The following is a 25,997-nucleotide window of genomic DNA, read 5'->3' on the forward strand; positions in this document are numbered from 1 at the left end:
AATGTGTCGTGAAAACACACGTAGAGACGTCCCACAGGTAGGAGTAACCATGGCCGTCACGTTCGACGCACAGTTGCTGGAGATCCTGGCCTGCCCGTCCCCTGATCACGCGCCGCTGCGGCCGGGGACGCCGGCCGACCCGGAAGCCGACGCACTGACCTGCACGGAATGCGGTCGCGTGTATCCGGTCCGTGATGGAATCCCGGTATTGTTGCTGGACGAAGCCACCGAGCCGACGACCCCGGATGGCGCTCATGCCGACGGTCCCTGACGATTCACTCCTCGACGATCCCGCGAGGCTGGCCGAGGCCGACACCGCGGGGCTCCTCCGTGCCGCCGCGATGGCGGGCGCCCAGGTCCGGGCGACCGCCGAAGCCGCGGCCGAACTCGAGCTGAGCGATCGCCTGGACGTCGGGCGCCCGCGCTCGCTCGTGCTGATCGACCGGCCGGGGGTCAGCCGGACGCTGACCCGGCTGGTCGCCGCGCTCCTGACCCCGTCGTGCCCGGTGCCGGTGGTCGTCGCCGAGGTGGTGCCGAGCTGGATCGGCGCGCTCGACGTGGTCTTCGCGCACACCGACGACGCCGGCGACCGCGAGCTGGCGGCTTCCTTGGAACGCGCCGCCCGGTTCGGGGCGACCGTCGTGCTGTCCGCGCCCGACGAAGGCCCCGTCGCGGCCGCCGTCGCGGGCAAAGGCGTCCTGCTCGCGCCGAGGATCCCGGTTCCGCCGGAGATGGCGTTCCCGCGCGGGCTCGCCGCCGCCCTGCTGACCGCGAACGCGCTCGGCCTGCTGGTGGCCGACCTGGAGCAGCTCGCGGACCATCTCGACGCGGAGGCCGAGAAGGATTACCTGGCCAGGGATTCATTCGCGAACCCGGCCAAGGCGATGGCGCTGAAGCTGGCCGAGCGCCAGCCGCTGCTGTGGGGGCTGGACCCGGTGGCGGTCGCCGTCGGCGAGCACGCGGCCCACGCGTTCGCCGCGCACGCCGCCCTCGTCTGTGATGTCGAGGACTATCGCCAGGCACTGGCCAGGCCCGCTTTGCGGCGGGCGGCGTTGTCCGGGGGCGTCGAGCGCGATATCTTCGCGGACCCGGAGGAGGGGGCCGGTGCGACGCCGAAGGTCTTGCTCCTCTCTGTTCGCACGGGTCCGGCCGCCGAGGCGGCCCGCTATCAGGCGGAAGACCTGCTGCCCGGCGGCGACGTGATCGCCCCGGCCGAAGAGATCGAAACGGACGAGATCGTGCGTGCGGCCGTTCTCGCGCTCCGGTTCGAGCTGGCCGCGGTCTATCTGGGGCTGGCCGTCGGCAGCATCGGCGGCGCCGGGAGGTACACGCCCGCAACGGCGTGAGTCCCGAGCGCGACGTAAGCAATGAGGGCCGGCACCACCCGTGCCCGGCGAGGAGTTGAGGTGACAGTGGAGCTGCTGCGCAATGCCGTGCGGCCCTACGCGTGGGGGTCGAGAACGACGATCCCCGAGCTGTTGGGGCGCCCGGTGCCGGCGCCGCATCCGGAGGCGGAACTGTGGATGGGTGCCCACCCGGGCGACCCGTCCCACGTCATCGGCCCGGACGGTACCGAGCGGAGCCTGCTGGAGCTCGTCGAAGCCGATCCGGTCGGCCAGCTCGGCACGACCTGCGCCGGCCGCTGGGGCGGCAGGCTGCCGTTCCTGCTGAAGATCCTCGCCGCCGAAGAGCCGCTATCGATGCAGGCGCATCCGTCGGCCGCGCAGGCGGCGGAGGGCTACGCGCGCGAGGAGTCGGCGGGGATCCCGCGCGACGCTTCGAACCGCAACTACCCGGATCCGACGGCGAAGCCGGAACTCGTCTGCGCGCTGACGGAGTTCCACGCGCTGGCGGGCTTCCGCGACCCGGAACGCACGATCTCGCTGCTGAAGGCGATCGAGACGCCCGGGCTGGCGAAGTACGCGGTGCTGCTGGAGGCCCAGCCGGATCCGGCCGGGCTGCGCGCGCTGTTCACCACCTGGATCACCCTGCCGCAGGCGGCACTCGACGAACTGTTGCCCGAGGTCCTCGATTCGTGCGTGAAGCACGTTCAGGAACGCGGCGAGTTCGACCTCGAATGCCGCACCATCCTGGAGCTCGGCGAGTCGCACCCCCGTGACGCGGGCGTGCTCGCGGCGCTGCTGCTCAACCGGCTCACCCTCAGCGCGGGCGAGGCGATCTACCTGCCCGCCGGGAACCTGCACCTGTACCTCCACGGCACCGCCGTCGAGATCCTGGCGAATTCGGACAACATCCTGCGCTGCGGGCTGACCCCGAAGCACGTCGATGTGCCGGAGCTGCTGCGCGTCGTCGACTTCGCGTGCGGCGAGATGCCGGTGCAGAGCGGAGAACGCGAGGAGCGCATGTCGGTGTACCGCACCGACGCGCCCGAGTTCGAGCTGTCGCGGATCGATTGGGAGGCCGGGGACGGCGGGGAGGTCACCGTGCACGACGTCGGCCCGCAGATCCTGTTGTGCACCGCCGGTGGCCTGCTGGTGACGGCCGACGACGGCGAGCAGGTCGAACTCCGCCGCGGCCAGTCGGTGTGGCTCCCGGCCGCCGACCCCGCCGTCCGGGTGCGGCCGCTGTCCGGAGAGCGCACCCAGGTGTTCCGCGCCACCGCCGGCACCTGCTGATTCCTCGCATTTAGTCCTCTGGATGCGGTACTTGCGCGTGCAAGGACCGCATCCAGAGGACTAAATGCATGGGGGGCTTGGCCGAAGTGTGTGCGTTCCGTGTGGTGGGTTCCGCAACTATCGCCCGAAGGGGTGACCCGGCGCTTGGCGTCGGCTCGTCCCGGATGTCGATAGCCAAGGAGCAGCAGTAGTGACTTCCCATCCCGACACGGCGAGCGGACGCGCTTTCCGGGTGCCGGTCTCCGCGCGCCCCACCGTCTTGCTCGCCGTGCTCGGAGCCGCCGTGGTGACCGTGCTCGTCCCGGTCGTCGACCTCGTGCTCCCGCTGCCGAGCGGCCAGGACCTGGTCGGCTCCGCGCAGGCGCTGGCGGGGCCGGCCGGCGAAACGATCGAGTCCGTCAAGGCCGCGGGCTCCGGCCTGCACGGCCTCGCCTCCGGCGCGGAGAGCAGGCTGAGCCTTCCGCTGGTCGTGCTCGTCTCGCTCGGCGCGCAAGTGCTGCTCACGGCCGCGCTGGTGGTGACGGGCACCCAGCCCGTCCGCGTGACGCTGACCGTCGCCGGGCTGATCACCGTGTTCGCGGTCGCACGGCTCGGGCCCGCCACGCCGCCGGTGTGGGACGCCGCGGCCAACGGCGTGCTGGCGATCGTGCTGGCCTGGTTCTCCGCCGGACGCCGCGAACCACGGTTCGGGTGATCCACGGCCGATGGTGACTTCCGGGTGGTGCCCGTCTGAGGGGTCGGGCACCCCCCGGTCAGGCCGGGGCGGGTTCGGTGAGCGACAACAGCAACCGGACGAGGGTCGAAGCGTTGGCGTCGTGGGGGACTTCCAATCGCTTCGCCTCTTCGCCCGCCGCCTCGGCCGCCTTCGTTTCTCCGGTGGCCTCGTACGCCCTGCGCAACACGTGCAGGGTGAGGGCCGTCGCGGGTTTCCCGCCCATGGCGCGGAATTCGTCAAGGCACTGGCGCAGCACGGGAATCGCGCGATCGGCCCGCCCGTCGCCGATCCAGCTCGCGGCGATCGCGCGCGTGCAGGAAAGCTCTCTCGGCCGTTCTTCGAGCGCTCCTGCCAGCCGTCGCGCGTGCTCGTAGGCCTTCACCGCGCCGTCCCGCCGTCCGGCGCCCGCGAGGATGGCGCCCTGGGTGCGCAACGACTTCGCCAGCGCCGATTTCGCCGTCGTCCGGCCCAGCACCCGGACCGATTCCTCGATCGTTTCCAAGGCCTCCTCCGGGCGTCCGTCGAGCATCAACGACCACGAAAGCCCTTGCAGGGCAACACCGAGCTGACGTTCGTCGCCGCGTTCGCGCGCGTGTGCGAGGCTGCGCCTGTCGATCTCCAGCGCCTCGGAGATCTTGCCGAGGCGGTGCAACGCCGCGGACTCCGCCTGCCGCGCGTACGCCCCGCTTTCCTCCACAGTGGACAGTTCGCGGGCCTGGGTCGCGGCATGCAGGGATTCTCCCGCCCTGCCGAGCCCGACGAGGCAGCGGGCCAGGTTCGTCTCGACCCACGCCTGCGCGGAAATGTCGCCCAGCTCCGCCAATTCCTTCGAACACTCGCGGTAGCCCTCGGCGGCGAGCTCGTACTCGCCGCGAACGTGCAGCAGTACCGCCAGGTTCGCCTCGGCGATGACCACGATATGCCGGTCGCCCGCCTCGCGGGCGGCGTCGCGCAAGGTCTCGTACGCCGTCCGCATGTCGGTGTGATGACTGTGCAGGTACAGGTACGCGCTCAGCCTTTCCAGTATCCGCAACGCTTTCCGCCGCCAGCCGACGGCGCACAGCGACGAGACGGCGGTGACCAGGTTGGCCCGTTCCACGGAGAACCAGGTGCCTGGGTCGCGCAGCAGCCGCTCGACCAGTTCGTCCGCCAACGGCTGCGCGGGCACGTCGTGATCCGACAACGGCATCGGCACCGTCCTCGGCAGGCGGCGCGCCGCCGTGTCGGCGAGGCACAACGCCGCGTCCGACACCTTCGCGACCGACGCCACCCGCTCGGCGTGGGTCTCCAGCGCCCGGCCGAGTTCCGTGGCGAACACGCGCACGAGATCGTGGACACGGAACCGCTGCTCGCCCGTCGGATCGAGGCCGGTGGCTTCGAGCAGGCTGGCCTCGACGAGTTCGTCGATGGCCTCGTCGGCGCCTTCATCATCGATCAGCGTCGACACGGCCCAAGCGGGCAGGTCGAGGGTGCGGCAGCGGCCGATCAGCCGGAACGCGCGCCGCGCCGCCGGGCTCAGCGCCTGATAGCTCAGCGCGATACTGCCGCGGACCTGGAGATCGCTGACCTGGAGTTCGTCGAGGCGCGAGACCTCGTCCTCCAGCTTCCCGGCGAGCTTCCCGAGCGGCAGGCCGGGCCGCATAGCGAGCCTGCTGCCGGCGATCCGCAACGCCAGCGGGAGATTGCCGCAGGCCTTGGCGATCCGTTCCGCGTCCGCGCGTTCGGCGCCGACCCGGTCCGGCCCGGCCAGCCGTGCCAGCAGCGTCATCGCCTCGGCGCCGGTCAGCGGCGCGAGATGGAGCCGATCCGCGCCCGCGAGCCCGGAAAGCCGCCGCCTGCTGGTGATCAGCACCGCGCTGCCCGGCGTTCCCGGCAGCAGCGCGCGAACCTGCTCGGGGCTCGCGGCGTCGTCGAGCACCACGAGGACCCGCCGATCGGCGAGGCGGCCGCGATAGACCGCCGCCCTGGCCTCGACGTCGTCCGGGATGGCCGGACCGGTGACGCCGAGCGCGCGCAGCAGGTCGCCGAGGACGCCGGCGAGTTCGCGAGGGGCGGAGGCGCCCGCCAGCGGGACGAACAGCTGGCCGTCCGGAAAGGACCGGCGGAGCCTGTGCGCGGTGGTGACCGCGAGCGTGGACTTGCCCGCACCCGGTTCGCCGGTGATCACCGCGACCGGGACACCCTTGCTTTCGCCGAGCAGCGCGGAGAGCTTCGCGATCTCGCTCTCGCGGCCGGCGAGATCCGCGATGTCCGGCGGCAGCTGGCAGATCGGGAAGACCGGCGCGGTCTTGGCCGAGGGCACCGGATCCTCGCCTCGCAGCACGGCGGCGTGCACCCGGCGGACCTCCGCGCCGGGCTCCACGCCGAGCTCCTCGACGAGGGTGGCGCGCAGGTCGCGGTGGACGGCCAGGGAATCGGCCTGCCGCCCGGCGCGGTGCAGCGCGATCATCAGCTGCGCGGCGAGCCGCTCGCGCAGCGGATGTTCGGTGATCATCGCCTGCAGTTCGCCGGTGAGCTCGCCGTGCCTGCCGTCGGACAGTTCGGCGTCGACACAGTCTTCGAAGGCGGCGAGCCGCTCCGACTCGAGCCGGGCGATGTCCGCGTCGAGCCGGGGGACGTGCAGTCCGGAAAGGACCGGGCCGCGCCATTCCGCCAGCGCCCGGCGGTAGTGCCCGGCAGCGGCCGCCGGATCGCCCGCCCGCGCCGCCGCCTTCCCCGCCGCGGCGGCTTCACGGAAGGACAGCAGATCGAGGTCGGCAGGCTCGACCACCAGCCGGTAACCGTGCGGATCCCGCTCGATCTCCAGCCCCTCGAACCGGGCCCGCAGGCGGGAGACGTACGTGTGCAGATTCGAGGAGTACGACTTCGGCGGGGTGCCCGGCCAGAGGGTTTCGACCAGGGCGTCGACCGGGACGGACGAGTTCGCGTTCAGCAGCAGGACGGCCAGCAGGGCGCGCTGGTGATCGCCGCGCGGCGTCGTGCGCCGCCCGGGCGGGCTCTCGATCGTCAGCGGTCCGAGCACGCCGAATCGCGGCACGGGCACCTCCCCAGGTCATGAGAGGGGCGAGACTAGCGAGGAGGCCCGACAATTCTGTGACCTGTCCCGCCCGCCGTGTACGGGTTCATCTGCACTGCTAGCCTTCGAACCCGGCATATCGGGACACCATTGGGGAGTTGCACGTGTCTGCAGGTGGCGGAACCAAGGCGATCATCGCCGCGCTCGTCGCGAACGCCGGAATCGCGGCCGCGAAGTTCGCCGGCTACCTCATCACGGGGTCGTCCTCGATGCTGGCCGAGTCCGTGCACTCGCTCGCGGACACCTCGAACCAGGGGCTCCTGCTGCTGGGTCAGAAGACCTCGCAGCGCAAGGCGACCCGCACCCACCCGTTCGGCTTCGGACGGGACCGGTACTTCTACTCGTTCATCGTCGCGCTGATGCTCTTCACCCTCGGCTCGGTGTTCGCGCTGTGGGAGGGCGTCCACAAGATCACCGAGCCGGAGGACCTGACATCGCCGCTGGTGGCGGTCGGCATCCTGGTGGTCGCGATCGGACTGGAGTGCTACTCCTTCTACACCGCGATCCAGGAGTCGAAGAAGATCAAGGGCGACGCGGGCTGGTGGGCCTTCATCCGCCAGGCCAAGACGCCGGAACTGCCGGTGGTGCTGCTGGAGGACGCGGGCGCGCTGCTCGGTCTGATCTTCGCGCTCGCGGGCGTCGGGCTTTCGGTGCTCACGGGTGACCCGGTGTGGGACGGCATCGGCACCGTGACGATCGGTGTGCTGCTCGGCGTCATCGCGATCATCCTGATCATCGAGATGAAGAGCCTGCTGATCGGCGAAGGGGCCACCGAGTCCGATCTCGACGTGATCGTCGACGAGCTCGCCGCGGGCAAGGTCGAGCGGGTCATCCACATCCGGACGCTGTACATCGGCCCGGACGAGATGCTGGTGGCCGCGAAGCTCGCGCTGGTGCCTGGGCTGGAGACCGCGGACATCGCGCAGGCGATCGACGACGCCGAAGCGCGTGTGCGGGCGAAGGTGCCGACGGCGAAGCTGATCTACCTGGAGCCGGACCTGGACCGCGCGCTGGCCTGAGCCGGTCTCGTGGCGCCGGCGAGGCCGGGCAGCCTTCGGGACGTGGTCGGCAGGTGCGCGGGGGTCGTGAGTGGTAAGTGTCGTCCTAACGCTCTTTACCACTCACGACCCCCCGCACAGGCCGCCACAAAACGGACATCCGGTCACTGGACCTGTCCTATGTGGACTCTCGGTGTGCGGCGGGTCCCGGTCGGTCCCGCACGTCGCCGGAAGGCCTCATCGCACGTGACCCCGGCCGCGGCACCTTGCCGCACCCTCCGCGACATAGGCACCAGCCGTCGGAAATGCCCCTCGTGGACGGTCGGGAAACGTGCCGGGTGTTCTTGGCGGGTCCGGAGCGGCTACCGCCATTCGGAGCAACCGTCCGTACTCCGGCGATCACCGCCACGACCTCCGAGTACTTCGTTGCTCTCCCACCGCGCTGCCGTCACGGCCGGGCGATAGGGTCCCTTGAACCGCAGTCAGGTGTAGGAGGTCAAGGGTGCCCGGAAACGGTCTGTGGCGTACGAAATCCATCGAGCAATCCATCGCGGACACCGACGAACCGGGGACCAAGCTCAGGCGGAACCTGAGCGCGTGGGACCTGACCGTCTTCGGTGTCGCCGTCGTCATCGGTGCCGGCATCTTCACCCTCACCGCGCGGACGGCCGGTGACTTCGCGGGTCCGTCGGTCTCGCTCGCATTCGTGTTCGCGGCCATCGCCTGCGCGCTGGCCGCCCTCTGTTACGCGGAATTCGCGTCGACCGTCCCGGTGGCCGGGAGCGCGTACACGTTCTCCTACGCCACGTTCGGCGAATTCATGGCGTGGATCATCGGCTGGGACCTCATCCTGGAGCTCGCGGTCGGCGCGGCCGCGGTGTCGAAGGGCTGGTCCGCCTACCTCGAAACCGTGCTCTCCTACATCTTCGGCAAGGGCACGAAGACGACGTTCGAGCTCGGCCCGATCCCGGTCGACTGGGGCGCCTTGCTCGTGGTGCTGGTGCTCGCGACACTGCTCGCCGTCGGCACGAAGCTGTCTTCGCGGTTCTCCATGGTGATCACCGGGATCAAGGTCGCGGTGGTGCTGTTCGTGATCGTGCTGGGCATCTTCTACATCAAGGGGTCGAACTACACGCCGTTCATCCCGGACGCCCAGCCCGCCGCGGAGTCGGCGTCGACCGGTGTCGACCAGTCGCTGTTCTCGCTGATCGCCGGTGGCGGCAGCAGCGCGTTCGGCGTCTTCGGCCTGCTGGCCGCCGCGTCGCTGGTGTTCTTCGCGTTCATCGGGTTCGACATCGTCGCGACCACCGCCGAGGAGACCCGCAACCCGCAGAAGGCCGTGCCCCGCGGCATCTTCGGCTCGCTCGCCATCGTCACGGTGCTGTACGTCGCCGTGTCGCTCGTGGTCGTCGGCATGGTGAACTACAAGGAACTCGGCACCACGGCGGGTGACGGCGGCAAGAAGACGCTCGCGTCCGCGTTCGCGGCCAACGGCGTCGACTGGGCGGCCAACATCATCTCCGTCGGCGCGCTCGCCGGTCTGACGACCGTCGTCATGGTGCTGATGCTCGGCCAGATCCGGATCATCTTCGCGATGTCGCGTGACGGCCTGATGCCGCGCGGCCTGGCGAAGACCGGCTCGAACGGGACCCCGAAGCGCGCGACCATCGTCGTCGGCGGGCTGGTCGCGGTCGCGGCGACGTTCTTCCCGGCCGACAAGCTCGAGGAAATGGTCAACGTCGGGACGCTGTTCGCCTTCGTTCTGGTCTCGGCGGGCGTGCTGGTGCTGCGCAAGACCCGGCCCGATCTGCCCCGCGCCTTCCGGGTGCCGTGGGTTCCGGTGATCCCGATCCTGGCGATCGTCGCCTGCCTCTGGCTGATGCTGAACCTGACCGTGCTCACGTGGCTGCGCTTCCTGGCGTGGATGGCGCTGGGCGTCGTCATCTACTTCGCCTACAGCCGTCGCCGTTCGCTGCTCGGCAAGCAGAACAAGGGCGAGGTGCCGACGTCCGTTTCGGACTGATCATTCTCGTTTCGGCGGCCCACCATTCCTTTGTGGATGGTGGGCCGCTTTGTCGGGGCCCCCGGTTCCGGTGTGAAATCGGTGTGCGATAACGTCCGGGCTCTTGCCTCACCCCGACGGGTGAACGGGACTCGTGGAGAAGCACCGCGAGTTGACCTTCGTCCCTCAGAAGAGGCAACCGCGCTTCTCTCGTTTGTCCCCCGATCGGTACAGGAGAGCTCTGAATGCAGATCAAGCCCAGACGGCGCGTCCGTTCCGCCGTCACCGTCGTCGCCCTCGCCACCGCCGCCCTGCTGGGCACCGCGGGCACCGCGCTGGCGTGCCACACCGACGACCCCCGCGCCATCCCGACGCCGAAGAACGTCAGCACCTGTGAGAAGGCCAAGCTGCCGGGCACCGAGATCTCGACGAAGGACCTGACCTTCACCGGTGGCACGGAGAAGGACAAGTACCTCAACATCACCGCGGTCGGTGAAGGCGTCACCGTCACCGCGATCGTGGTCAAGGGCGGCGACGGCTACAACATCTACGAGCCCGGCAAGCGTGGCCTCGCCGAGACCCCGCCGTGGGAGAAGCTGCGTTCGCCGATGAACGGCGGCGGCAAGCAGGCCGACATCAGCCACTGGTTCGCCTGTGGCGAGAAGAAGACCAAGCCGAGCGAGCCGACGAAGCCGAGCGAGCCGACGAAGACCTCGACGGTCAAGCCGCCGACGACCGCGCCGACCACCACGGACAAGCCGTCCCAGACGTCGGAAGCCCCCAGCACCACCGCCCCCGCCCCGAACGTGGGCGGCAACGGCGGCAACGGCGGTGGCCTCGCGGACACCGGTTTCGACAACGCCTGGCTGCTGTGGGCCGGTGGCCTGCTGGTCCTGGCCGGTGCCGGCGTCCTGGTCCTGCTGCGCGTGCGTCGCGGCAAGGCCAACTGACGTAAGTTGCCGAAAGGGCCCTTCACCGCATGACACGCGGCGAAGGGCCCTTTCGCTGCGTGTCATGCGGGGAAAGTCCCTTCAGCGCATCTGCGGGAAGTCTCCGAACAGCGACCCCTGCTCGCCCCAAGGGTTCTTCGGGCGGGGCCTGCCGAGGCCGGCGGCCATCGCGACGGCGTTGTCCCATTCGGCGTCGACGACGTAGTCCGTGTGCTTGAGGACCCCGGGCGCCCAGCGATGCCGCCCGGTCGGCCCGCGCATCGGGTCCGGCAGCCAGTGGTCGCCGCCGAGCACCAGGACGCCCTGATCGTCGGCCTCGGCGGCCAGCGGCCCGGTCCCGCCGCCGGGCAGGTAGCCGTCGCCGAGCAGTTTCCCGGCCACCACGCGATGCCGCCACGTCGTGACGCCGCCGCCGAAGATGTCCGTGCCGCGGCACAGCGCGCGCCAGCGGCCGTCGAGGCCTTCGTACAGTCCGGCCAGCTGCGCCTGCGGCAGCATCGCGGGGAAGGCGCGCTGGTAACCCCATTGCAGAGGCGATCCCGCGGTCAGCAGCCCGACGCGGTCACGGTCCTCCGGTGGGAGATCGGCGATCACTCGGGCCGCGGCGAGCACGGTCAGCAGGCTGCCGAGGTTGTAACCGGAGAGCACGACCCGGGTGCCCGGATCGGCCAGATGTTCCTTGACCCGGTCCGCGAGTTCCGGGACGACCTTGAGCGCGTAACTCGGCGGGACGGTCGGATGGGCGGCACGCGGCCAGAAGCACACGAGATCCGCCAGCGCGCCGAGGTGACGGCTGCGTTTGGGGGTCGTCGCGGCGGCGAACACGACGCGCAGCAGCCCCGCCGCCATCGCGCCGAGCGCGAACACGCCGATCGCGGAGAGGGGTTTGAACCAGCCAGGCAGCGGGCCGAAACCGAAGCGCAGCACCAGGAGCGCCCCGCCGCCCGCCGCCATCGCCAGCGCCACCGTGAGCGCGAGATGGTGCAGATGCTTGCGTTCCCACGACGCGCGGGCCCAAGCGCTCGCGGCTTCCTCTTCCTGCGCCTCGTCGATCTCCATCAGCGCGACGATCTTCGGAATGCCGCGCCGCAGCCGTCGCAGCGGGACGGCGACCGCGAAGCCCAGCACACCGAGCACGACCGCGAGTGCGAGACCGGCACCCCACAGCACGGTCACGAGTGCGTAGGTGTCGGGCAGCCGGAGTTCGTTCGCGCCGACCAGCTGCCGTAGCGCGACCGCGAGCCCCGCGCCGAAGCCGCCGCCGAGCAGACCGGCCAGCGCGACGACCGGCGCCGCCGCCCATCCGCCGAGCCAGGGCCGCAGCCGGTGCGGCAGATGCTTCCACGTCGGCCGTCCGAGCAGGGCCGCCGGGACGAGGATCAGCGCGAACAGCACGGTCACCGCGACCATCGCCGCCCCCAGCGCCTCGACCGTCCCGTCCGCTCCGCCGAGCCCGCCACCGGGGAGCCCCGCGGGCAGCGGCGTCCGGCGCACGACGGCGATCCCGACCAGGACGACCGCCACCCCGATCAGCCCGCCCCGGATCACCGGCCCGGCCGAGAAACCGACCGTCGAGGCCGCCAGCGTGGCGAGGACGAGCGCCAGCGCGCAGATCCAGACGATCAGGTCGAACGTCGCGGACGGCAGCCGGAACGGCCCGCCGAGCAAGGGAAGCGCGACACAGGTCAAGGCGGCGACGGTGTGGAGAGTGCGCAGGCCGGGCGTCCGCGGCAGGTCCTGCGGTTGCAGCGGGCTCGAACTGGGGACGCGGTGCAGCCTGTTCCGCGATCGCCAGTCCGACGACGGGATCCGGTCGAGCACGAAGATCAGCGCCAGCAGCGGCAGCACCCCGATCGCCGTCCGCAGCGGCGCGAACTCCCGCAGGAAAGACGGCGCGCCTTCGAGACAGGTCGAACCCGGGGCGAGGCACTGCGCGGCGAAAAGATCGAGCGAGACCACGGCGAGCTGGCTGATCAGCAACATCGTCAGCAGCAGCGAGGCCACCCGCAGCAGACCTCGGCAAACCGTGCCGAGCAGGGCCGCGAACCGCTTGCCCTCCGGGACCGGCGGCAGCATCCAGTGCGCGACGTTCGCCAGCGAAAACGGGAACAGCAGTGCCCAGGTCGCCTTCGCGGCGCCCCCGGAGGTCATCCCGCTCCAGAGGTAGCCTTCGAGGATGCGCGGGATCGAACGGCCGAGCGCGGGCAGCACCGGACCGGGAGCGGGACGGCGCAGCCGATCCGACGGCCGGATCAGCCTGCCGATCCCGTCGCCCGCGACGTCGACCACCGACGTCGAATCCAGCAGGCTTTCACCGCTCGTGCCCACTAGCCCGGGTACGCGTATTTCGACGACGCGGGTATCGGGACCCGGCATGACCACGGTGAAGGCCTCCAAACCGTTCCAGTGGGCTTTGAGCCGACAACGGTACTGTTCCGATGTCATCCAACCTTGGAGGAAGCGCGCATATGACCCCCGAAAGCGTTGCCAAGCGGCACGACACCCGCAACGGCATCGAGTTCGCCGTCGCCGATCTCGAGGCCGCCGAGTTCGGCCGCAAGGAGATCCGCCTCGCCGAGCACGAGATGCCGGGCCTGATGGCGCTGCGCCGCGAGTACGCCGAGGTCTATCCCCTGCGGGGAGCCCGGGTTTCGGGCTCGCTGCACATGACCGTACAGACCGCGGTCCTGATCGAAACCCTCGTCGCGCTGGGGGCGGAGGTGCGCTGGGCCTCCTGCAACATCTTCTCCACCCAGGACCACGCCGCCGCGGCGGTCGTCGTCGGCCCGCACGGCACCCCCGAGGAGCCCAAGGGTGTCCCGGTGTTCGCCTGGAAGGGCGAGTCGCTGGAGGAGTACTGGTGGTGCACCGAGCGGATGCTGACCTGGGACGGAGAGGGTCCCAACATGATCCTCGACGACGGCGGCGACGCCACCATGCTGGTGCACAAGGGAACCGAGTTCGAGAAGGCCGGTGTCGTCCCCGCCCCGGACGAGAACACCTCGGACGAGTTCCGCGTGTTCCTGCAGCTGCTGAGCGCCTCGGTCGCGGCCGACACCGGCAAGTGGACCAAGATCGGCGAAGGCATCCGCGGGGTCACCGAGGAGACCACCACCGGCGTGCTGCGGCTCTACCAGCTCGCCGCGGCCGGTGAGCTGCTGTTCCCGGCGATCAACGTGAACGACGCGGTGACCAAGTCGAAGTTCGACAACCGCTACGGCATCCGGCACTCGCTGATCGACGGCATCAACCGCGGCACCGACGTCCTCATCGGCGGCAAGGTCGCGGTCGTCTGCGGCTACGGCGACGTCGGCAAGGGCGCCGCGGAATCGCTGCGCGGCCAGGGCGCGCGGGTGATCGTCACCGAGATCGACCCGATCTGCGCGCTACAGGCGGCGATGGACGGCTACCAGGTCAAGAAGCTGGAGAACGTCCTCGGCGAGGCCGACATCATCATCACGACGACCGGCAACAAGGACGTCGTGCTCGTCGAGCACATGGCGAAGATGAAGCACCAGGCGATCCTGGGCAACATCGGCCACTTCGACAACGAGCTCGACATGGCCGGCCTGCAGCGCTACCCGGGCATCCGGCGCATCAACATCAAACCGCAGGTCGACGAGTGGGTGTTCCCGGACGGCAAGAGCATCATCGTGCTGTCGGAGGGCCGCCTGCTGAACCTGGGCAACGCGACCGGGCACCCGTCGTTCGTGATGTCGAACAGCTTCTCCAACCAGGTGATCGCGCAGATCGAGCTGTTCACCAAGCACGAGGAGTACGACAAGGAGGTCTTCCGCCTCCCGAAGAAGCTCGACGAGAAGGTCGCGAAGATCCACCTCGACGCGCTCGGCGGTGAGCTCACGAAGCTGACCAAGGAGCAGGCCGAGTACATCGACGTGGACGTCGAAGGTCCGTTCAAGACCGACCACTACCGGTACTGACCGCTGCCGGCCTCGTGAGTGGCAAGGACGGTTCTAACCGTCCTCGCCACTCACGAGGCCCAACGCGCTACCGCCACTCGACCTCGATGCCGGCCAGCCCCGGCCCGGCGTCGCTGAAGAAACCACTGGTCACGCCGCCCATGTCGAGGGGCAGCTCCTCGGACTCGACGGGCACGGCGTCGTCGCGCGTCCGGAACTGCCGGGTGCAGCGGGCGGGCAGCGCGCCGAGCGCGAACTTCAGCTGCACCAGGTAGCTCGAGCACTGGTCCCGCAGCATCCGGAAGTAGCCGGGTGACGCGGTGCCGGAGTCGTCGCGGACCTCGAAGCAGAACACGTGGATCTCGCCCTCGGCGAGCTTCCGGTCGAAGAGCAGCTCGGTGGCCATCGTCTCGGCCGCGGCGTTGCGCCGGATGCGGCCGACGCGGCAGCCCTCGGCGGTGATCAGCTCGACGTCGCCGATGTTGCAGCCGGGGTCGCCGTTGTAGACGGTGACGTAGCGGTCCGGGCCGTGCCGCCGGGCCCGGCACACGAGCCGCGTCTGGAGGCCGACCTGCCGGTGCGCGGCGTCGAAGGTGATCGTGTCGTGCACCGAGAGCATCTCGAGGTCGGCGTTGTAGCGGTTGGACGACGGGTACGCGCCCAGTTCGGCCAGCAGCTGATCGACGATCGAACCCATGTCGCCGGACCGGATGTCGTGGAACGACGCGGCCATCTGGTGTCCGCGCGCTCGCGCAGTCCGTGGCCCGATCAGCACGACGAGCGCGTCCGCGGGCAGTTGCAGCACCGATTCCAGCGCGCGCACCGCGGGCAGCGCCTTGGGCACCTCGGGCTGCCGCAACCCGCGCTGCCAGTAGCTCAACGTCGACTGTCCGATTTGGACACCGCGGAGCCCGAGGTGGGCACGGAGCCGGGCGAGGGACAGGCCGCGATAGGCGATCGCCTGCCGGAGCGCGTGGTGGAATTCGCCGCTCCGGAGGGCCTCGACGAGTTCCTTGGGCAAGGCTTCGAGCGGCTGACGGCGCGTGCCGTCGATGATCGTCGGGGTGTCGTCGTTCGAGGCATGCTTTCCCGCCGTGGACGCGTCAGCGCGCGTCGAGGCGAGCTTTCCCGCCGAGAACGTATCGGCACCGTCTCGTGTCACCGCTCGTCCCTTCACCAGACCAGTGTGTGCGCTGAGCGTGAACACCGCGGAACGTTCACGTTAGCAGCGCACTGTGAACACTACGTCCCCCGTTCGGGGTGGTTGACCCCGGAAGAGTGACCGTTCCGGGGTATGGAAACGCCCCGGAACGGTCCGTTCCGCCGAGTGCCCATCTTGCTCTGTGTGAGCCTGCTGTTCACCGTTGTGACCACATTGGTTCGCCATGGTGACCAGGAGGCCCGTCGTGCCTGTGTTCTCGAGGAGGTTTTGCGCCGCCGGCGCCGCGAGTCTCGTGGCGTGGCTGGCGATCCAGACCCCGGCGAGCGCGCTGCCCTCGCCGGCTGCCCGCCAGCACCCCATCGCCATGCAGGCGCAGGAGAAGTCCCAGTGGTGCTGGGTGGCTTCCGGCAACACCATCGCGGCACACCACGGCGTGACCGTCACTCAGAACGAATTCTGCCGGATCGCCCACGACGAGCGACGCCGGGAGTGCGCCGACAAGCCGGGAACGCTGGGCGACGTCCGGCGCGCCTTCGGCAAGCTCGGCTTCTCCGCCCCGGGGAACTACCTCAAGGGCCGCATCCCCTACACCGCCGTCCAGGCGCAGACCGGTGACGGCAGGCCGGTCCAGACCCGGGTCGGCTGGGCCGCGGGCGGCGGCCACATGCACGTCCTCTACGGCCACGACGCCGGCCGGAAGTGGATCTCGTGGGGGGATCCACTGCCCACCGGCAACCGCCACAACTGGTCGACCTACGACTTCTACTCGGCCAACAAGTCCTTCACCTGGACTCACACGCTCACCGGGATCCGGCGATGAGCGCGCGGCGGTTCCTCGGGCTCGCCGGGCTGGTCGCGGTCGCGCTGCTGGTCTCGGCCCCCGGAGCGCGCGCGGATAACCTGTCCGGTGAAGATCTCGCGGCCGCGAAGGCGGCTGCCGACGACCCCACGCTGCGTGCCGAAATCGGTCGCTTCTTCACTCAGACGAGTGGTTCGAGCCAGACGCCGTCGGTGAGTGTCGTCGACGAATCTTTCCCCGTTTACGAGCTTTCGAGGGATTTCGTCGCCGGTGACGGCGCGGTCGCCGGGCGGCTCGCCTACGTCGCGGTGCCGGTGACGGCGTCCGACGGGCGGACCGCGACCGTCTGGTCGGTCCGCGGCGACGACGGCGTCTGGCGCGTCGGCAACATCGCGTCGGGTGACCGGGAAAGCGCATTGGCCAAGAGGCTGCCCGCCGGTGCGTCGCTGCTCCACGAACCCCAGGTCGACGCCTGGTACGCGCTCCGCGACGGCCGGGTGACCCTGCTCGACTCGGGTGCCAGCGGCTACGCGACCGGCGCTTCGCACACCCTCGCGGAGTACCAGAAGACCGTCTCCGGCCGGTACGGCGCCATGCTCGCGAACTCGCTGTACGCCCAGGAGGGCAAGGCCGGCGGTTACAACGCCCAAGTGATGCCCCGCGGTGACGGTGGCCCCGCGCCCGACGCGCAGGACACCGGCTTCGTGCCGCTGCTGATCTTCGGCGGCTTGCTTCTCATCGGTGTCGCAGGCTTCTTCCTGCACTCGAAGAGGCGCGTTCCCTAGCGGACCGGTGGGCCGGGCGTGAGCTGACCCGTCTGGCCCGCCGGTCGACCACCGCCCCGTAATCTGGGCGCGTGGGACGACTCGTGGTGATCGAAGGTCTGGACGGCGCGGGCAAGCGCACCCTCGCCGACGCGCTGACCGGCGCGCTGAACGCGGCCGGGGCGAGTGTCACGTCCATCGCGTTCCCGCGGTACGGCGAAAGCGTGCACGCCGACCTCGTGAAGGAAGCGCTGCACCGCGGCCACGGCGACCTCGCGGACTCCGTCTACGGCATGGCGATGCTCTACGCGCTCGACCGGCGGGGCGCGGCCGGCGAGATCCGCGTCCGTCTCGGCGACCACGACGTCGTGCTGCTCGACCGGTACGTCGCTTCGAACGCGGCGTACGGCGCGGCCCGGCTCCACCAAGGCGCGGACGGCGAGTTCGTTCGCTGGCTCAAGGAACTGGAGATCGACCGGTTCGGCCTGCCGGTGCCTGTCGCGCATCTGCTGCTGCGGGTCACCGCCGACGTCGCCGCCGATCGCGCGCAGCGCCGCGCGGAGAGCGACGCCGACCGCGCGCGGGATTCCTTCGAGACCGACGACGCGCTCCAGAAGCGGTGCTCGGTGGTCTACGACGAGCTCGCAGCGGCGGGCTGGCTCGCGCCCTGGCACGTCCTCGACGGCGTCGCCGGTGTGGACACCCCGGCTCTCGCCACCTCCCTCCTCCGCGATTAGTCCTCTGGATGCGGTCCTTGCGCGCGCGACTACCGCGTTTCGTCCTCCAAATGCGTGAGCAGCCAGGAGTGGAACTCGCCGATGTGGTGTTCGGACGGCATCAGCACCCCGCCGCCGCGGTAGGCGCGGGACGCCATCGCGGGCTGGCAGCGTTCGCAGGCGTCGAAGTCCTGTTCGTTGACGCGGTGGAACAACTCGACCGACCGTGACACGTCCCGCCCCGACGCCACGACGTCTTCGGAATAGAGCCAGTCGCATTCGACGACCGTCCGGTCCGGCGCGAGCGGGTACATCCGGTGGAAGATCACGTGGTCGGGCACCAGGTTCACGAACACCTGCGGCCGGATGGTGATCGCGTAGTACCGCCTGTCCTGTTCGTTCGCGACACCGTCGAGCCGGTCGAAGCCGGTCGTGCCGTCGATGGTGAAACCGTCCACGGCCTCGCCGAATTCGGCGCCGTGCCCGACGTAGTACTGGGCCGCGTACCCGTCGGCGAATTCCGGCAGCACCTCGGTCAGCTCCGGGTGGATGGTCGCGCAGTGATAGCACTCCATGAAGTTCTCGACGATCAGTTTCCAGTTCGCCTTGACGTCGTAGGTGATCCGGCGCCCGACCGACAGCCGGTCGAGCCCGTAGCGCTCGATCGACTCCAGATCGCCCAGCCGTTCCCGCACCGCGCCTTCGACGTCGGCCTCGAACGACGGCGGGTCCGCGGCGAGACAGACCCACGCGTAACCAAGCCATTCCCGCAGTCGCACGGTGTGCAGCCCGTACTCGGAACGGTCGATGTCGGGCAGGTTCGCCAGGTTCGGCGCCGCGATCAGCTTGCCGTCGAGCCCGTAGGTCCACGCGTGGTACGGACACTGGAACGCGCGTTTCACCGTGCCCGATTCCTCGACGCACAGCCGGGCCCCGCGATGGCGGCAGACGTTGAGGAACGCCCGCAAGCCGCCGTCCCGTCCGCGGCTGACGAGTACGCTCTCCCTCCCGACCCGGACGGTCCGGAAGTCACCTGCCGACGGCAGATCCGCCGACCGGACCGCGCAGAACCACTGGCGCTCGAAGATCTTCTCCTGCTCGGCCGCGAAGATCGCGGGATCGGTGTAGTAGCCGCCGCTCAGCGTGGGAATGAGGCTCGTCATCTCGCGACTCCGGCGAACCGGGCAGGATCGAACAGGGCGATCGGATGCCTTGTCGTGCCCTCCACGACCAGGTCGGCGACGATCTCGCCGACCACCGGGACGAACTTGAAGCCGTGCCCGGAGAATCCGCAGGCGACCACCACGCGTTCGTGCGCGGGATGGCGGGAGACGACGAAGTGCTCGTCGGGCGTGTTCGTGTACATGCAGGTCGCCCCGCGCAGGAAAGCGCCAGGCAGGGACGGCATCTTCCGTCCGACGAACTCCGAGATCTCTTCGACCTCCTCGGGATGCACCGTCCGGTCGATGGTCTCCGGCGTGCACGTCTCGCCGCCGCGGAAGAACGCGACCTTCACGCTCCCGGCATCGTCGTGCGAGGGGAAACCGTAGAACTGGCGGCCGCTCTCGCCTTCCCAGACGTAGATCGGATGCCGTCCGGCGCGGAACGGCGCCGCCCCGCCCGACGGCGCGAACCAGTACTGGACCTGGCGTTCGATGGTGAATTCGATCCCGAGTTCGGTAAGCAGGTCCGGTGCCCAGGCGCCGGGACACACCACGAGCCGGCCCGCCGTGTAGAAGTTCTGCGACGTCCCCACCCGGACACCGCCTGCCGTCTCCCGCCACGAAAGGACCTTCTCTTCGTGATGCAGCTCCGCCCCGGCTCGCGCGGCGAGCTGGAGATGCGCGGCCACACTGCTTTCCGGCACCACGAACCCGGCGTTCTCCTCGTACAGGGCGATCTCGTGGCCGTCCGGGTGCATCGTCGGGAACCGGCGCCGGATCTCCGCCGCGTCCAGCAGCTCGTGCGGCAGCTCCCATTTCCGGGCGCTGGCCAGGCTTCCCGACACCGTCCTGGACTCGGGGCCGCCGAGCATGATCCCGCCGCACCGGGTGAAGATCTTCCGGCCGGAGTCACGTTCGACCTCGTCCCACAGTTCGTGCGCCCGCAGCAGGAGCGGGACGTACGCGGGGTCCTCGAAGTACGCCTGCCGGGTGATCCGCGAGCCGCCGTGGCTGGACCCGAGGTTGTGCACGGGCGCGAAGCGGTCGATGCCCAGCACGCGCTGCCCTCGCCGGGCGAGCCGGTACGCCGCGGCGCTGCCCATCCCGCCGAGGCCGATGACGATGACGTCGTAGTGGCTCATGCGGCGCTCCTGATCCGGTTCATTCCGGGGTCGAACAGCGGTTCACGCGCGACGACGGCGGGGATCCGCTCGCCGAAGTACTCGATCTCCAGCGGCCTGCCCGGCTGCGTGAACTCCACCGGGAGCCAGGCGTACGCGATGTTCTTGCCGACGGTGTAGCCGTACGCGGCGCTCGTGACGTACCCGGCGGGGCGGCCGTCGGCGAACACCGGCTCCTTGCCGAGTACGACGGAGTACGGATCGTCGACGGTGAGACAGGTCAGTTTCCTGGTCACCGTTTCCTCCGAGCGGCCGGCCAGCGCGTCCCGCCCGATGAAGTAGCCCTTGTCCATTCGCACGGCGAAACCGAGCCCGGCCTCGTACGGATCGTGTTCGGCGGTGACGTCCGTTCCCCACAGCCGGTATCCCTTCTCCAGTCGCATGCTGGAGAAGGCCTCCCGGCCGGCGGCGATGATCCCGTGCGCCTGTCCGGCTTCCCAGAGCGTGTCCCACAAGCGGCGGCCGAGGTCGGCGCTCGTGTACAGCTCCCAGCCGAGTTCGCCCACATAGGACAGTCGCATCGCGGTCACCGGCACCAGGCCGACGTACGCCTGTTTCGTCTTGAAGTAGCCCATCGCCTGGTGCGAGAAGTCCGTTGTGGACAGTGGCTGGAGCACGGCCCTGGCGAGCGGGCCCCAGAGCCCGATGCAGCAGGTGCCCGGGGTGGTCTCGTGGATCTGCGCGGCGCCGTCGCCGGGGAGATGCCGCCGCAGCCAGTCGATGTCGATCGCGCTGTTGACGCCGACCTGGAACCTTTCGGCGCCGAGCCGGGCGACGGTCAGGTCGCTGCGCACGCCGCCGTCCTCGTCGAGCAGCAGCGTGTAGGTGACCGAGCCGGGCTTCTTGTCGAGCTGGTTCGTGGTCATCGTCTGCAGGAACGAGCTCGCGCCGGGGCCGGTGACCTCCACCCGCTTCAGCGACGTCATGTCGAACATCGCGACCCGTTGCCGAGCGACCAGCGCTTCGGCGCCGCCGATCGGCGACCAGTACCGCGCGGCCCAGTCGTTGCGCTCCGGGACGAGGCCGACCTCCGGGAGGTCCGCGTTCGCCTCGTACCAATGCGGACGTTCCCAGCCGCTCGCTTCGAGGAAGAACGCGCCGAGCTCCTGCTGCCTTTCGTGGAACGGGCTCGTGCGCAGCGGCCGCGGTTCTTCCATGGGCTGCAAGGGATGGACGACGTCGTAGACCTCGGTGAAGCTCTGGCAGCTGCGCGCCATGACGTACTCCGGGGCGAGCTGGACCCGCTCGAACCGGGCGAGGTCGCACCCGTGCAGATCCACACCGGGCTGGCCGTCGACGAGCCACCGCGCCATGGCGTGCGCGACTCCGGCCGAATGCGTGATCCACACGGCTTCGGCGACCCAGAACCCGTCGAGTTCCGGATGTTCCCCCAGCAACGGCATGCCGTCCGGGGTGAAGGAGAACAAACCGTTGATGCCTTCCTCGACCTTGGTCTCGCTCAGCGACGGCAGCAGGCCGACGGCGGCGGCCCAGGACGGCTCGAAGTCCGCGAGGGTGAACGCGAGCTCCGACGGCATCCCCTCGCCGGTGCCGATCTCGTGGGGCGGCAGGGGCATCGGCCGGTGCCCGTACGCGCCGATGCCGATCCGATCGACGTGCTCGCGGAAGTAGAGGTCGGCGTCCTGGTGCCGCAGGATCGGCCGGGTGGCCTCCTCGGTCACGCCGGCGAGAGACGGCAGCGGGCTGGTGCGCGCGTACTGGTGCGCCATCGGGACGAGCGGGATCGCGAGGTCCACCAGTTCGCCGAGCACCGGCCCCCACATCCCGGCGCACGAGAGCACGATGTCCGCGCGGAAACTCCCGGTCTCGGTGGTGACGCCGGTGACGCGGCCACCCGACCGTTCGATTCCGACGACCTTTTGACGCGCAAGGAACTTCGCGCCGCGACTTATCGCTCGGCGGGCCTGTGCCTCGGCGGCACGCAGGGGTTTGGCCAGGCCGTCGGAGGGGATGTGGAACCCGCCGAGCACCTTGGCCGGATCGAGCAGCGGATGCAGCGCGGCGCATTCGTCCGGTTCGACGAGCCTGCTTTCGACGCCGGACGCGGTGGCCCAGCCGTGCCGCCGTTCGAGGTCGGCGAGGCGCTCCGGTGTCGTGGCCACCTCCAGCCCGCCGACCGGCCGGAAGCACGGCTTCCCGTCGAGGTCGAGCGCGCCGTACTTCGCGACGGTGTACGTGGCGAACCCGGTCATCGTGCGGCAGGAGTTGGTCTGGAAGACCAGACCGGGTGCGTGCGAACTCGACCCGCCCGTGGTGAACAGGTCGCCCTGGTCCAGCACGGTGAGGTCGGTCCAGCCACGTTCGGTGAGCTCGTCGGCGAGCGCGCAGCCGACGATGCCGGCGCCGATCACGACGACGCGGGGTCCTGGGGGCATGGTTCGGGGTACCTCCTGCCCGCCCTGGAGAGTCCACAAAGGACACGAGGGCATCGGGGTGACAGGCGCTGTTGCGGATGAGGCACGTTGTTCCGTCTTCAGCAACAAAGTGCGGCACGTGCGGGCGCGCTGTCAAGAGCCTCGCAACCAGTCACCTACTTGCGACGGTCGAGTAGGCGTGCAACGCACGCCGGGTGTCGCAAGTAGGTGACTGGTTGCGGGGTCACGTCACTCGGTGAAGTAGCCCAGCTGCGCCGAAAGATCCGCCGAGGCCTCGGTCAGCGGCCGGACGATCTGCCGCACGCGCTGTTTCGAAAGCCGGTACGACGGACCCGAAGCGCTCATCGCCGCGACGACGTCGCCGCCGGGGCCGCGCACCGGCACCGCGACCGCGTGCATCCCCAGCTCCAGCTCCTCGAAGCAGGCCGCGTACCCGTCCTCGGCGACCCGCTCCAGCTCAGCGGCCAGCTCGTCGGGATCGACCGTGGTCCGCGGTGTGAAGCGTTCGAGTTTCCGCCGGAGCAAACGTTTGCGCTCGACGTCGCCCAGGTACGCGAGCAGCACCTTCCCGCTGGACGTCGCGTGCAGGGGAGTGCGCTGCCCGGTCCAGTTCTGCGTCGAGATCGCGGCCGAGCCGCGGGCCTGGCTGACGTTGATCGCGACGCCGTCGTCGGCGATCGCGATGTTGACCGTCTCGCCGAGCGTCTCCGCCAGGCCCTGGCAGGTCTGCCTGCCGAGTTTCGCCAGGTCCATCCGCCCGGTGGCGGCGCCGGCGAGCCGGACGACACCGAAGCCGATCGCGTACTTCCCGCGTTCGCCGAGCTGCTCGACGAGGCCGCGGTTCTCCAGGACGCTCAGCAGGCGCGACGCCGTCGACTTGTGCACGCCGAGTTCGACCGCGATCTCGGTGATCCCGGTTTCCCCGTTGCGCGCCAGCAGTTCCAGCACGCTGATCGCACGGTCGACGGACTGCACCTGACTGGGCGTTGCGTTCCCCGCGTCCTGGTTCCGCATGACGCAACAGTAGCCGTTTCGCCCGTATCCGCTCGGCTGAGTGGGCGAATCTCTTGACGTACCGGCCCTTCCGGGGTGATTGTTGCGCAGAGCACGTCCCGTCTCGTAATACGCAACATCAACAAACCGTCGGTCCTTTCCCCGGAGGCCCCGATGATCCGTGCCTGCACCGTCTCCGAACTGCCCGAAGGCGAAGCCCTCCGCTTGCCGGGCCCCGTTCCGGTCTCGGTCTTCCATGCCGAGGGCGCCTATTACGCCCTTGACGACACCTGCAGCCATCAGGACGCGTCACTCGCGGACGGCTGGATCGAGGGCTGCTATGTCGAATGCCCGCTGCACGCCGCGCGCTTCGATCTGCGAACCGGTGCCCCGGACTGCCTGCCGGCCAAGAACGCCGTGCGCACGTACCCGGTCGTGATCACGGACGGCGTGATCTACGTGGACACCGAGGCGCGCCGGGAAGTGGCTTGAGATCGGTCGCCGTCGTCGGCACCTCCCTGGCCGGGCTTCGCGCGGCACAGGAGTTGCGCGGGCGTGGTTTCGACGGGCGGCTGGTGATGATCGGCGCCGAACCGCCGTACGACCGGCCGCCGCTGTCGAAGGATTTCTTGCTGGGCAAGGTTTCCGCCGACGCCCTCGCGCTCACCGGGCAGGACGATCTCGACGCGCTGGCCGCCGAATGGCGTCTCGGTGTCCGCGCCGAGAAGCTCGGACGCGAAGGCGTGACGCTCGGCGACGGCAGCACGATCGCCGCCGACGGCTACGTCATCGCGACCGGTGCGGTGGCCAGAAACCTCGGTGCGGCAAGGAATCTTTCCGGCGTCCACACCTTGCGGACCCTCGACGACGCGGTCGGGCTGAAAGCCGCTCTCGCGGCGGGGCCTTCCTCGGTCGTCGTCATCGGCGCGGGATTCATCGGCGCGGAGGTCGCGTCCGCGTGCCGCCTGCTCGGGCACGAAGTGACCGTGGTCGAGGCGATGCCGGTGCCGCTCGCCTCCGTCCTCGGCGCTCGGATGGGCGCGGTGTGCGGGGAACTGCACGCCGAGAACGACGTCCGGCTGATCGCGGGCGTCCCCGTCGCGGGGTTCGCCGGCGACGGCCGCGTCACCGGCGTGCGGCTCGCCGACGGCCGCGAGTTGCCCGCAGATCTCGTCGTCGCCGGAGTGGGGTCGCGGCCCGCCACCGAATGGCTGGCCGGGTCCGGGCTCGCCGTCGACGACGGGGTGCTGGTCGATTCCGGCTGTGTCACAGCGAATCCCCGAGTGGTCGCGGTGGGTGACGTCGCGCGGTACCGCTGCCCTGTGCGCGACAGGCGGGTCCGCGCCGAGCACTGGACGGCGGCCGCGGAACAGCCGGGCGTCGCGGTCGCGAATCTGCTCGCCGGCTCGACCGTCACGCATTTCGCCCGACACGGTTACTTTTGGTCCGATCAGTACGGACGGCGGCTCCAATTCGCCGGAGTGGCCACGGAAGACGTGCGGATCGCCGAAGGCGACGTCGCTTCGAAGCGGTTCGTCGCGACCTATCACCGCGGCGACGTCCTGGCCGGGGTGTTCGCGATCGATTCCCCGCGGCCGTTCACCAGGCTCCGACGGGCGCTCTAGCGTCTGCCGGTGAACCCGCGTCCGCGATCGGCGTCGGCCGGACGCTGCCTGTCAGCCCTCACGCGTCGGTCACTTTTCCAGTACATCCCCAGCTCCACCGCCAGGCTCCAGGGTCTGAAGACCCTACTCGGATGGAGCAATTTGCCCGATTCGATGATCTTTCTGGTGGTCACATCGCCGGGTCGCGCGCTCGCGCGGGGAAACTAGTGCGAACATAGGTTTATGAAGGCACGTGTTCTGGTCGTCGACGACGACCCTGCTCTCGCGGAGATGCTCACCATCGTGCTGCGTGGGGAGGGGTTCGACACAGCCGTCGTGGCCGACGGCTCACGGGCGCTGCCCGCGCTTCGTGAGCTGAAACCGGACCTGGTCCTCCTCGACCTCATGCTGCCCGGGATGAACGGCATCGACGTCTGCAAGGCGATCCGGGCCGAGTCCGGCGTGCCGATCGTCATGCTGACCGCCAAGAGCGACACCGTGGACATCGTCCTCGGGCTCGAGTCGGGGGCCGACGACTACGTGGTCAAGCCCTTCAAACCGAAGGAGCTCGTGGCCCGCGTCCGCGCCAGGATGCGCCGCACCGAGGCCGAGCCAGCCGAGTCGCTGACGATCGGCGACCTCGCCATCGACGTCCCCGGCCACGAGGTGACGCGCGAAGGCAAGGCCATCCCGCTGACTCCGCTCGAGTTCGACCTGCTGGTCGCGCTCGCCCGCAAACCGCGTCAGGTGTTCACCCGCGAGGTGCTCCTCGAGCAGGTGTGGGGATATCGCCACGCCGCCGACACCCGGCTGGTGAACGTGCACGTCCAGCGGCTGCGTTCGAAGGTGGAGAAGGACCCGGAACACCCCGAGGTGGTGTTGACCGTTCGCGGTGTCGGGTACAAGGCCGGCCCGCCGTGAT

General features: G+C 69.9%; 21 protein-coding genes. 14 read left to right on the plus strand and 7 right to left on the minus strand.

The features are described from left to right. Positions 1-49 precede the first annotated feature (49 nt). From BLW75_RS31110 to BLW75_RS31125, 4 genes are all read left to right on the plus strand, one after another. The gene (locus BLW75_RS31110) at positions 50-271 is read left to right on the plus strand and encodes a Trm112 family protein (protein WP_034305251.1); all 222 of its coding nucleotides are present in this window, start codon (positions 50-52) and stop codon (positions 269-271) included. Further along, positions 255-1,346 (plus strand): hypothetical protein, encoded by a 1,092-nt coding sequence (locus BLW75_RS31115; RefSeq protein ID WP_034305902.1) that lies wholly within the window; start codon positions 255-257, stop codon positions 1,344-1,346. Before BLW75_RS31110 ends, BLW75_RS31115 begins: the two co-directional genes overlap by 17 nt. A gap of 66 nt (positions 1,347-1,412) precedes the next feature. After that, positions 1,413-2,636: a mannose-6-phosphate isomerase, class I gene (gene manA, locus BLW75_RS31120; RefSeq protein ID WP_034305249.1), complete on the plus strand. Its 1,224-nt coding sequence runs from the start codon at positions 1,413-1,415 to the stop codon at positions 2,634-2,636. 190 nt (positions 2,637-2,826) lie between these two features. Then, complete coding sequence (locus tag BLW75_RS31125) at positions 2,827-3,330, plus strand: hypothetical protein (protein ID WP_034305246.1); 504 nt, start codon at positions 2,827-2,829, stop codon at positions 3,328-3,330. A 58-nt stretch (positions 3,331-3,388) separates the two neighbouring features. Here the strand turns inward: BLW75_RS31125 and BLW75_RS31130 are convergent, their stop codons facing one another. Next, on the minus strand, positions 3,389-6,388 hold the full coding sequence (locus tag BLW75_RS31130) for an AfsR/SARP family transcriptional regulator (protein WP_034305244.1): 3,000 nt from the start codon (positions 6,386-6,388) through the stop codon (positions 3,389-3,391). Between the two features lie 143 nt (positions 6,389-6,531). Here BLW75_RS31130 and BLW75_RS31135 point away from each other — a divergent pair, with 143 nt between their 5' ends. The 3 genes from BLW75_RS31135 to BLW75_RS31145 all read left to right on the plus strand — a co-directional run bounded on the left by BLW75_RS31135 (position 6,532) and on the right by BLW75_RS31145 (position 10,377). Beyond that, positions 6,532-7,446, plus strand: coding sequence for a cation diffusion facilitator family transporter (locus tag BLW75_RS31135; protein ID WP_034305241.1), 915 nt, complete (start codon positions 6,532-6,534; stop codon positions 7,444-7,446). Positions 7,447-7,927: 481 nt separating this feature from the next. Beyond that, a complete protein-coding gene (locus tag BLW75_RS31140; protein WP_034305238.1) occupies positions 7,928-9,448 on the plus strand; it encodes an amino acid permease in 1,521 nt (506 codons plus the stop codon). 224 nt (positions 9,449-9,672) lie between these two features. After that, the gene (locus BLW75_RS31145) at positions 9,673-10,377 is read left to right on the plus strand and encodes an LPXTG cell wall anchor domain-containing protein (protein ID WP_091598660.1); all 705 of its coding nucleotides are present in this window, start codon (positions 9,673-9,675) and stop codon (positions 10,375-10,377) included. Between the two features lie 81 nt (positions 10,378-10,458). Here the strand turns inward: BLW75_RS31145 and BLW75_RS31150 are convergent, their stop codons facing one another. Further along, positions 10,459-12,753, minus strand: a complete 2,295-nt coding sequence (locus BLW75_RS31150; RefSeq protein ID WP_167373647.1) for a hypothetical protein — start codon at positions 12,751-12,753, stop codon at positions 10,459-10,461. 92 nt (positions 12,754-12,845) lie between these two features. Here BLW75_RS31150 and ahcY point away from each other — a divergent pair, with 92 nt between their 5' ends. Continuing rightward, positions 12,846-14,318, plus strand: a complete 1,473-nt coding sequence (gene ahcY / locus BLW75_RS31155) for an adenosylhomocysteinase (RefSeq protein ID WP_034305234.1) — start codon at positions 12,846-12,848, stop codon at positions 14,316-14,318. Between the two features lie 67 nt (positions 14,319-14,385). On the opposite strand, the gene BLW75_RS31160 is transcribed toward ahcY, so the two are convergent. Further along, positions 14,386-15,354 (minus strand): hypothetical protein, encoded by a 969-nt coding sequence (locus BLW75_RS31160; RefSeq protein WP_034305898.1) that lies wholly within the window; start codon positions 15,352-15,354, stop codon positions 14,386-14,388. Positions 15,355-15,709: 355 nt separating this feature from the next. Between BLW75_RS31160 and BLW75_RS31165 the strand changes: the two genes are divergently transcribed. The 3 genes from BLW75_RS31165 (at position 15,710) to BLW75_RS31175 (ending at position 17,759) form a co-directional block, all read left to right on the plus strand. Next, positions 15,710-16,279, plus strand: a complete 570-nt coding sequence (locus BLW75_RS31165) for a papain-like cysteine protease family protein (RefSeq protein WP_034305231.1) — start codon at positions 15,710-15,712, stop codon at positions 16,277-16,279. Next, on the plus strand, positions 16,276-17,043 hold the full coding sequence (locus tag BLW75_RS31170) for a hypothetical protein (protein ID WP_034305228.1): 768 nt from the start codon (positions 16,276-16,278) through the stop codon (positions 17,041-17,043). The genes BLW75_RS31165 and BLW75_RS31170 overlap by 4 nt, the downstream gene beginning before the upstream one ends. Before the next feature lie 83 nt (positions 17,044-17,126). Further along, positions 17,127-17,759, plus strand: a complete 633-nt coding sequence (locus BLW75_RS31175) for a dTMP kinase (protein WP_198935654.1) — start codon at positions 17,127-17,129, stop codon at positions 17,757-17,759. Between the two features lie 29 nt (positions 17,760-17,788). Here BLW75_RS31175 and BLW75_RS31180 read toward each other — a convergent pair whose 3' ends face one another. The 4 genes from BLW75_RS31180 to BLW75_RS31195 all read right to left on the minus strand — a co-directional run bounded on the left by BLW75_RS31180 (position 17,789) and on the right by BLW75_RS31195 (position 23,492). Beyond that, positions 17,789-18,901, minus strand: coding sequence for an aromatic ring-hydroxylating oxygenase subunit alpha (locus BLW75_RS31180; protein WP_034305224.1), 1,113 nt, complete (start codon positions 18,899-18,901; stop codon positions 17,789-17,791). Continuing rightward, complete coding sequence (gene solA, locus BLW75_RS31185) at positions 18,898-20,043, minus strand: N-methyl-L-tryptophan oxidase (protein ID WP_034305221.1); 1,146 nt, start codon at positions 20,041-20,043, stop codon at positions 18,898-18,900. Before solA ends, BLW75_RS31180 begins: the two co-directional genes overlap by 4 nt. Further along, on the minus strand, positions 20,040-22,478 hold the full coding sequence (locus BLW75_RS31190; protein ID WP_034305219.1) for a GcvT family protein: 2,439 nt from the start codon (positions 22,476-22,478) through the stop codon (positions 20,040-20,042). Before BLW75_RS31190 ends, solA begins: the two co-directional genes overlap by 4 nt. A 228-nt stretch (positions 22,479-22,706) precedes the next feature. Further along, on the minus strand, positions 22,707-23,492 hold the full coding sequence (locus tag BLW75_RS31195; protein WP_034305217.1) for an IclR family transcriptional regulator: 786 nt from the start codon (positions 23,490-23,492) through the stop codon (positions 22,707-22,709). A 153-nt stretch (positions 23,493-23,645) separates the two neighbouring features. Here BLW75_RS31195 and BLW75_RS31200 point away from each other — a divergent pair, with 153 nt between their 5' ends. From BLW75_RS31200 to mtrA, 3 genes are all read left to right on the plus strand, one after another. Continuing rightward, on the plus strand, positions 23,646-23,963 hold the full coding sequence (locus tag BLW75_RS31200) for a bifunctional 3-phenylpropionate/cinnamic acid dioxygenase ferredoxin subunit (protein WP_034305214.1): 318 nt from the start codon (positions 23,646-23,648) through the stop codon (positions 23,961-23,963). Next, entirely contained in the window at positions 23,960-25,096 is a 1,137-nt protein-coding gene (locus BLW75_RS31205) for an NAD(P)/FAD-dependent oxidoreductase (RefSeq protein WP_034305212.1), read from the plus strand. Before BLW75_RS31200 ends, BLW75_RS31205 begins: the two co-directional genes overlap by 4 nt. A gap of 222 nt (positions 25,097-25,318) precedes the next feature. After that, positions 25,319-25,996, plus strand: a complete 678-nt coding sequence (mtrA, locus tag BLW75_RS31210) for an MtrAB system response regulator MtrA (RefSeq protein ID WP_005150760.1) — start codon at positions 25,319-25,321, stop codon at positions 25,994-25,996. Position 25,997 lies beyond the last annotated feature (1 nt).

This window comes from Amycolatopsis lurida, from assembly GCF_900105055.1.
Lineage (GTDB): Bacteria > Actinomycetota > Actinomycetes > Mycobacteriales > Pseudonocardiaceae > Amycolatopsis > Amycolatopsis lurida.

Coding starts and splice junctions, on each gene's coding strand:
- BLW75_RS31145 (WP_091598660.1), top strand. CDS start 9,673: ATGCAGATCAAGCCCAGACGGCGCGTCCGTTCCGCCGTCACCGTCGTC.
- BLW75_RS31150 (WP_167373647.1), bottom strand. CDS start 12,753: ATGCCGGGTCCCGATACCCGCGTCGTCGAAATACGCGTACCCGGGCTA.
- BLW75_RS31170 (WP_034305228.1), top strand. CDS start 16,276: ATGAGCGCGCGGCGGTTCCTCGGGCTCGCCGGGCTGGTCGCGGTCGCG.
- BLW75_RS31110 (WP_034305251.1), top strand. CDS start 50: ATGGCCGTCACGTTCGACGCACAGTTGCTGGAGATCCTGGCCTGCCCG.
- BLW75_RS31180 (WP_034305224.1), bottom strand. CDS start 18,901: ATGACGAGCCTCATTCCCACGCTGAGCGGCGGCTACTACACCGATCCC.
- solA (WP_034305221.1), bottom strand. CDS start 20,043: ATGAGCCACTACGACGTCATCGTCATCGGCCTCGGCGGGATGGGCAGC.
- BLW75_RS31115 (WP_034305902.1), top strand. CDS start 255: ATGCCGACGGTCCCTGACGATTCACTCCTCGACGATCCCGCGAGGCTG.
- BLW75_RS31195 (WP_034305217.1), bottom strand. CDS start 23,492: ATGCGGAACCAGGACGCGGGGAACGCAACGCCCAGTCAGGTGCAGTCC.
- ahcY (WP_034305234.1), top strand. CDS start 12,846: ATGACCCCCGAAAGCGTTGCCAAGCGGCACGACACCCGCAACGGCATC.
- BLW75_RS31200 (WP_034305214.1), top strand. CDS start 23,646: ATGATCCGTGCCTGCACCGTCTCCGAACTGCCCGAAGGCGAAGCCCTC.
- mtrA (WP_005150760.1), top strand. CDS start 25,319: ATGAAGGCACGTGTTCTGGTCGTCGACGACGACCCTGCTCTCGCGGAG.
- BLW75_RS31190 (WP_034305219.1), bottom strand. CDS start 22,478: ATGCCCCCAGGACCCCGCGTCGTCGTGATCGGCGCCGGCATCGTCGGC.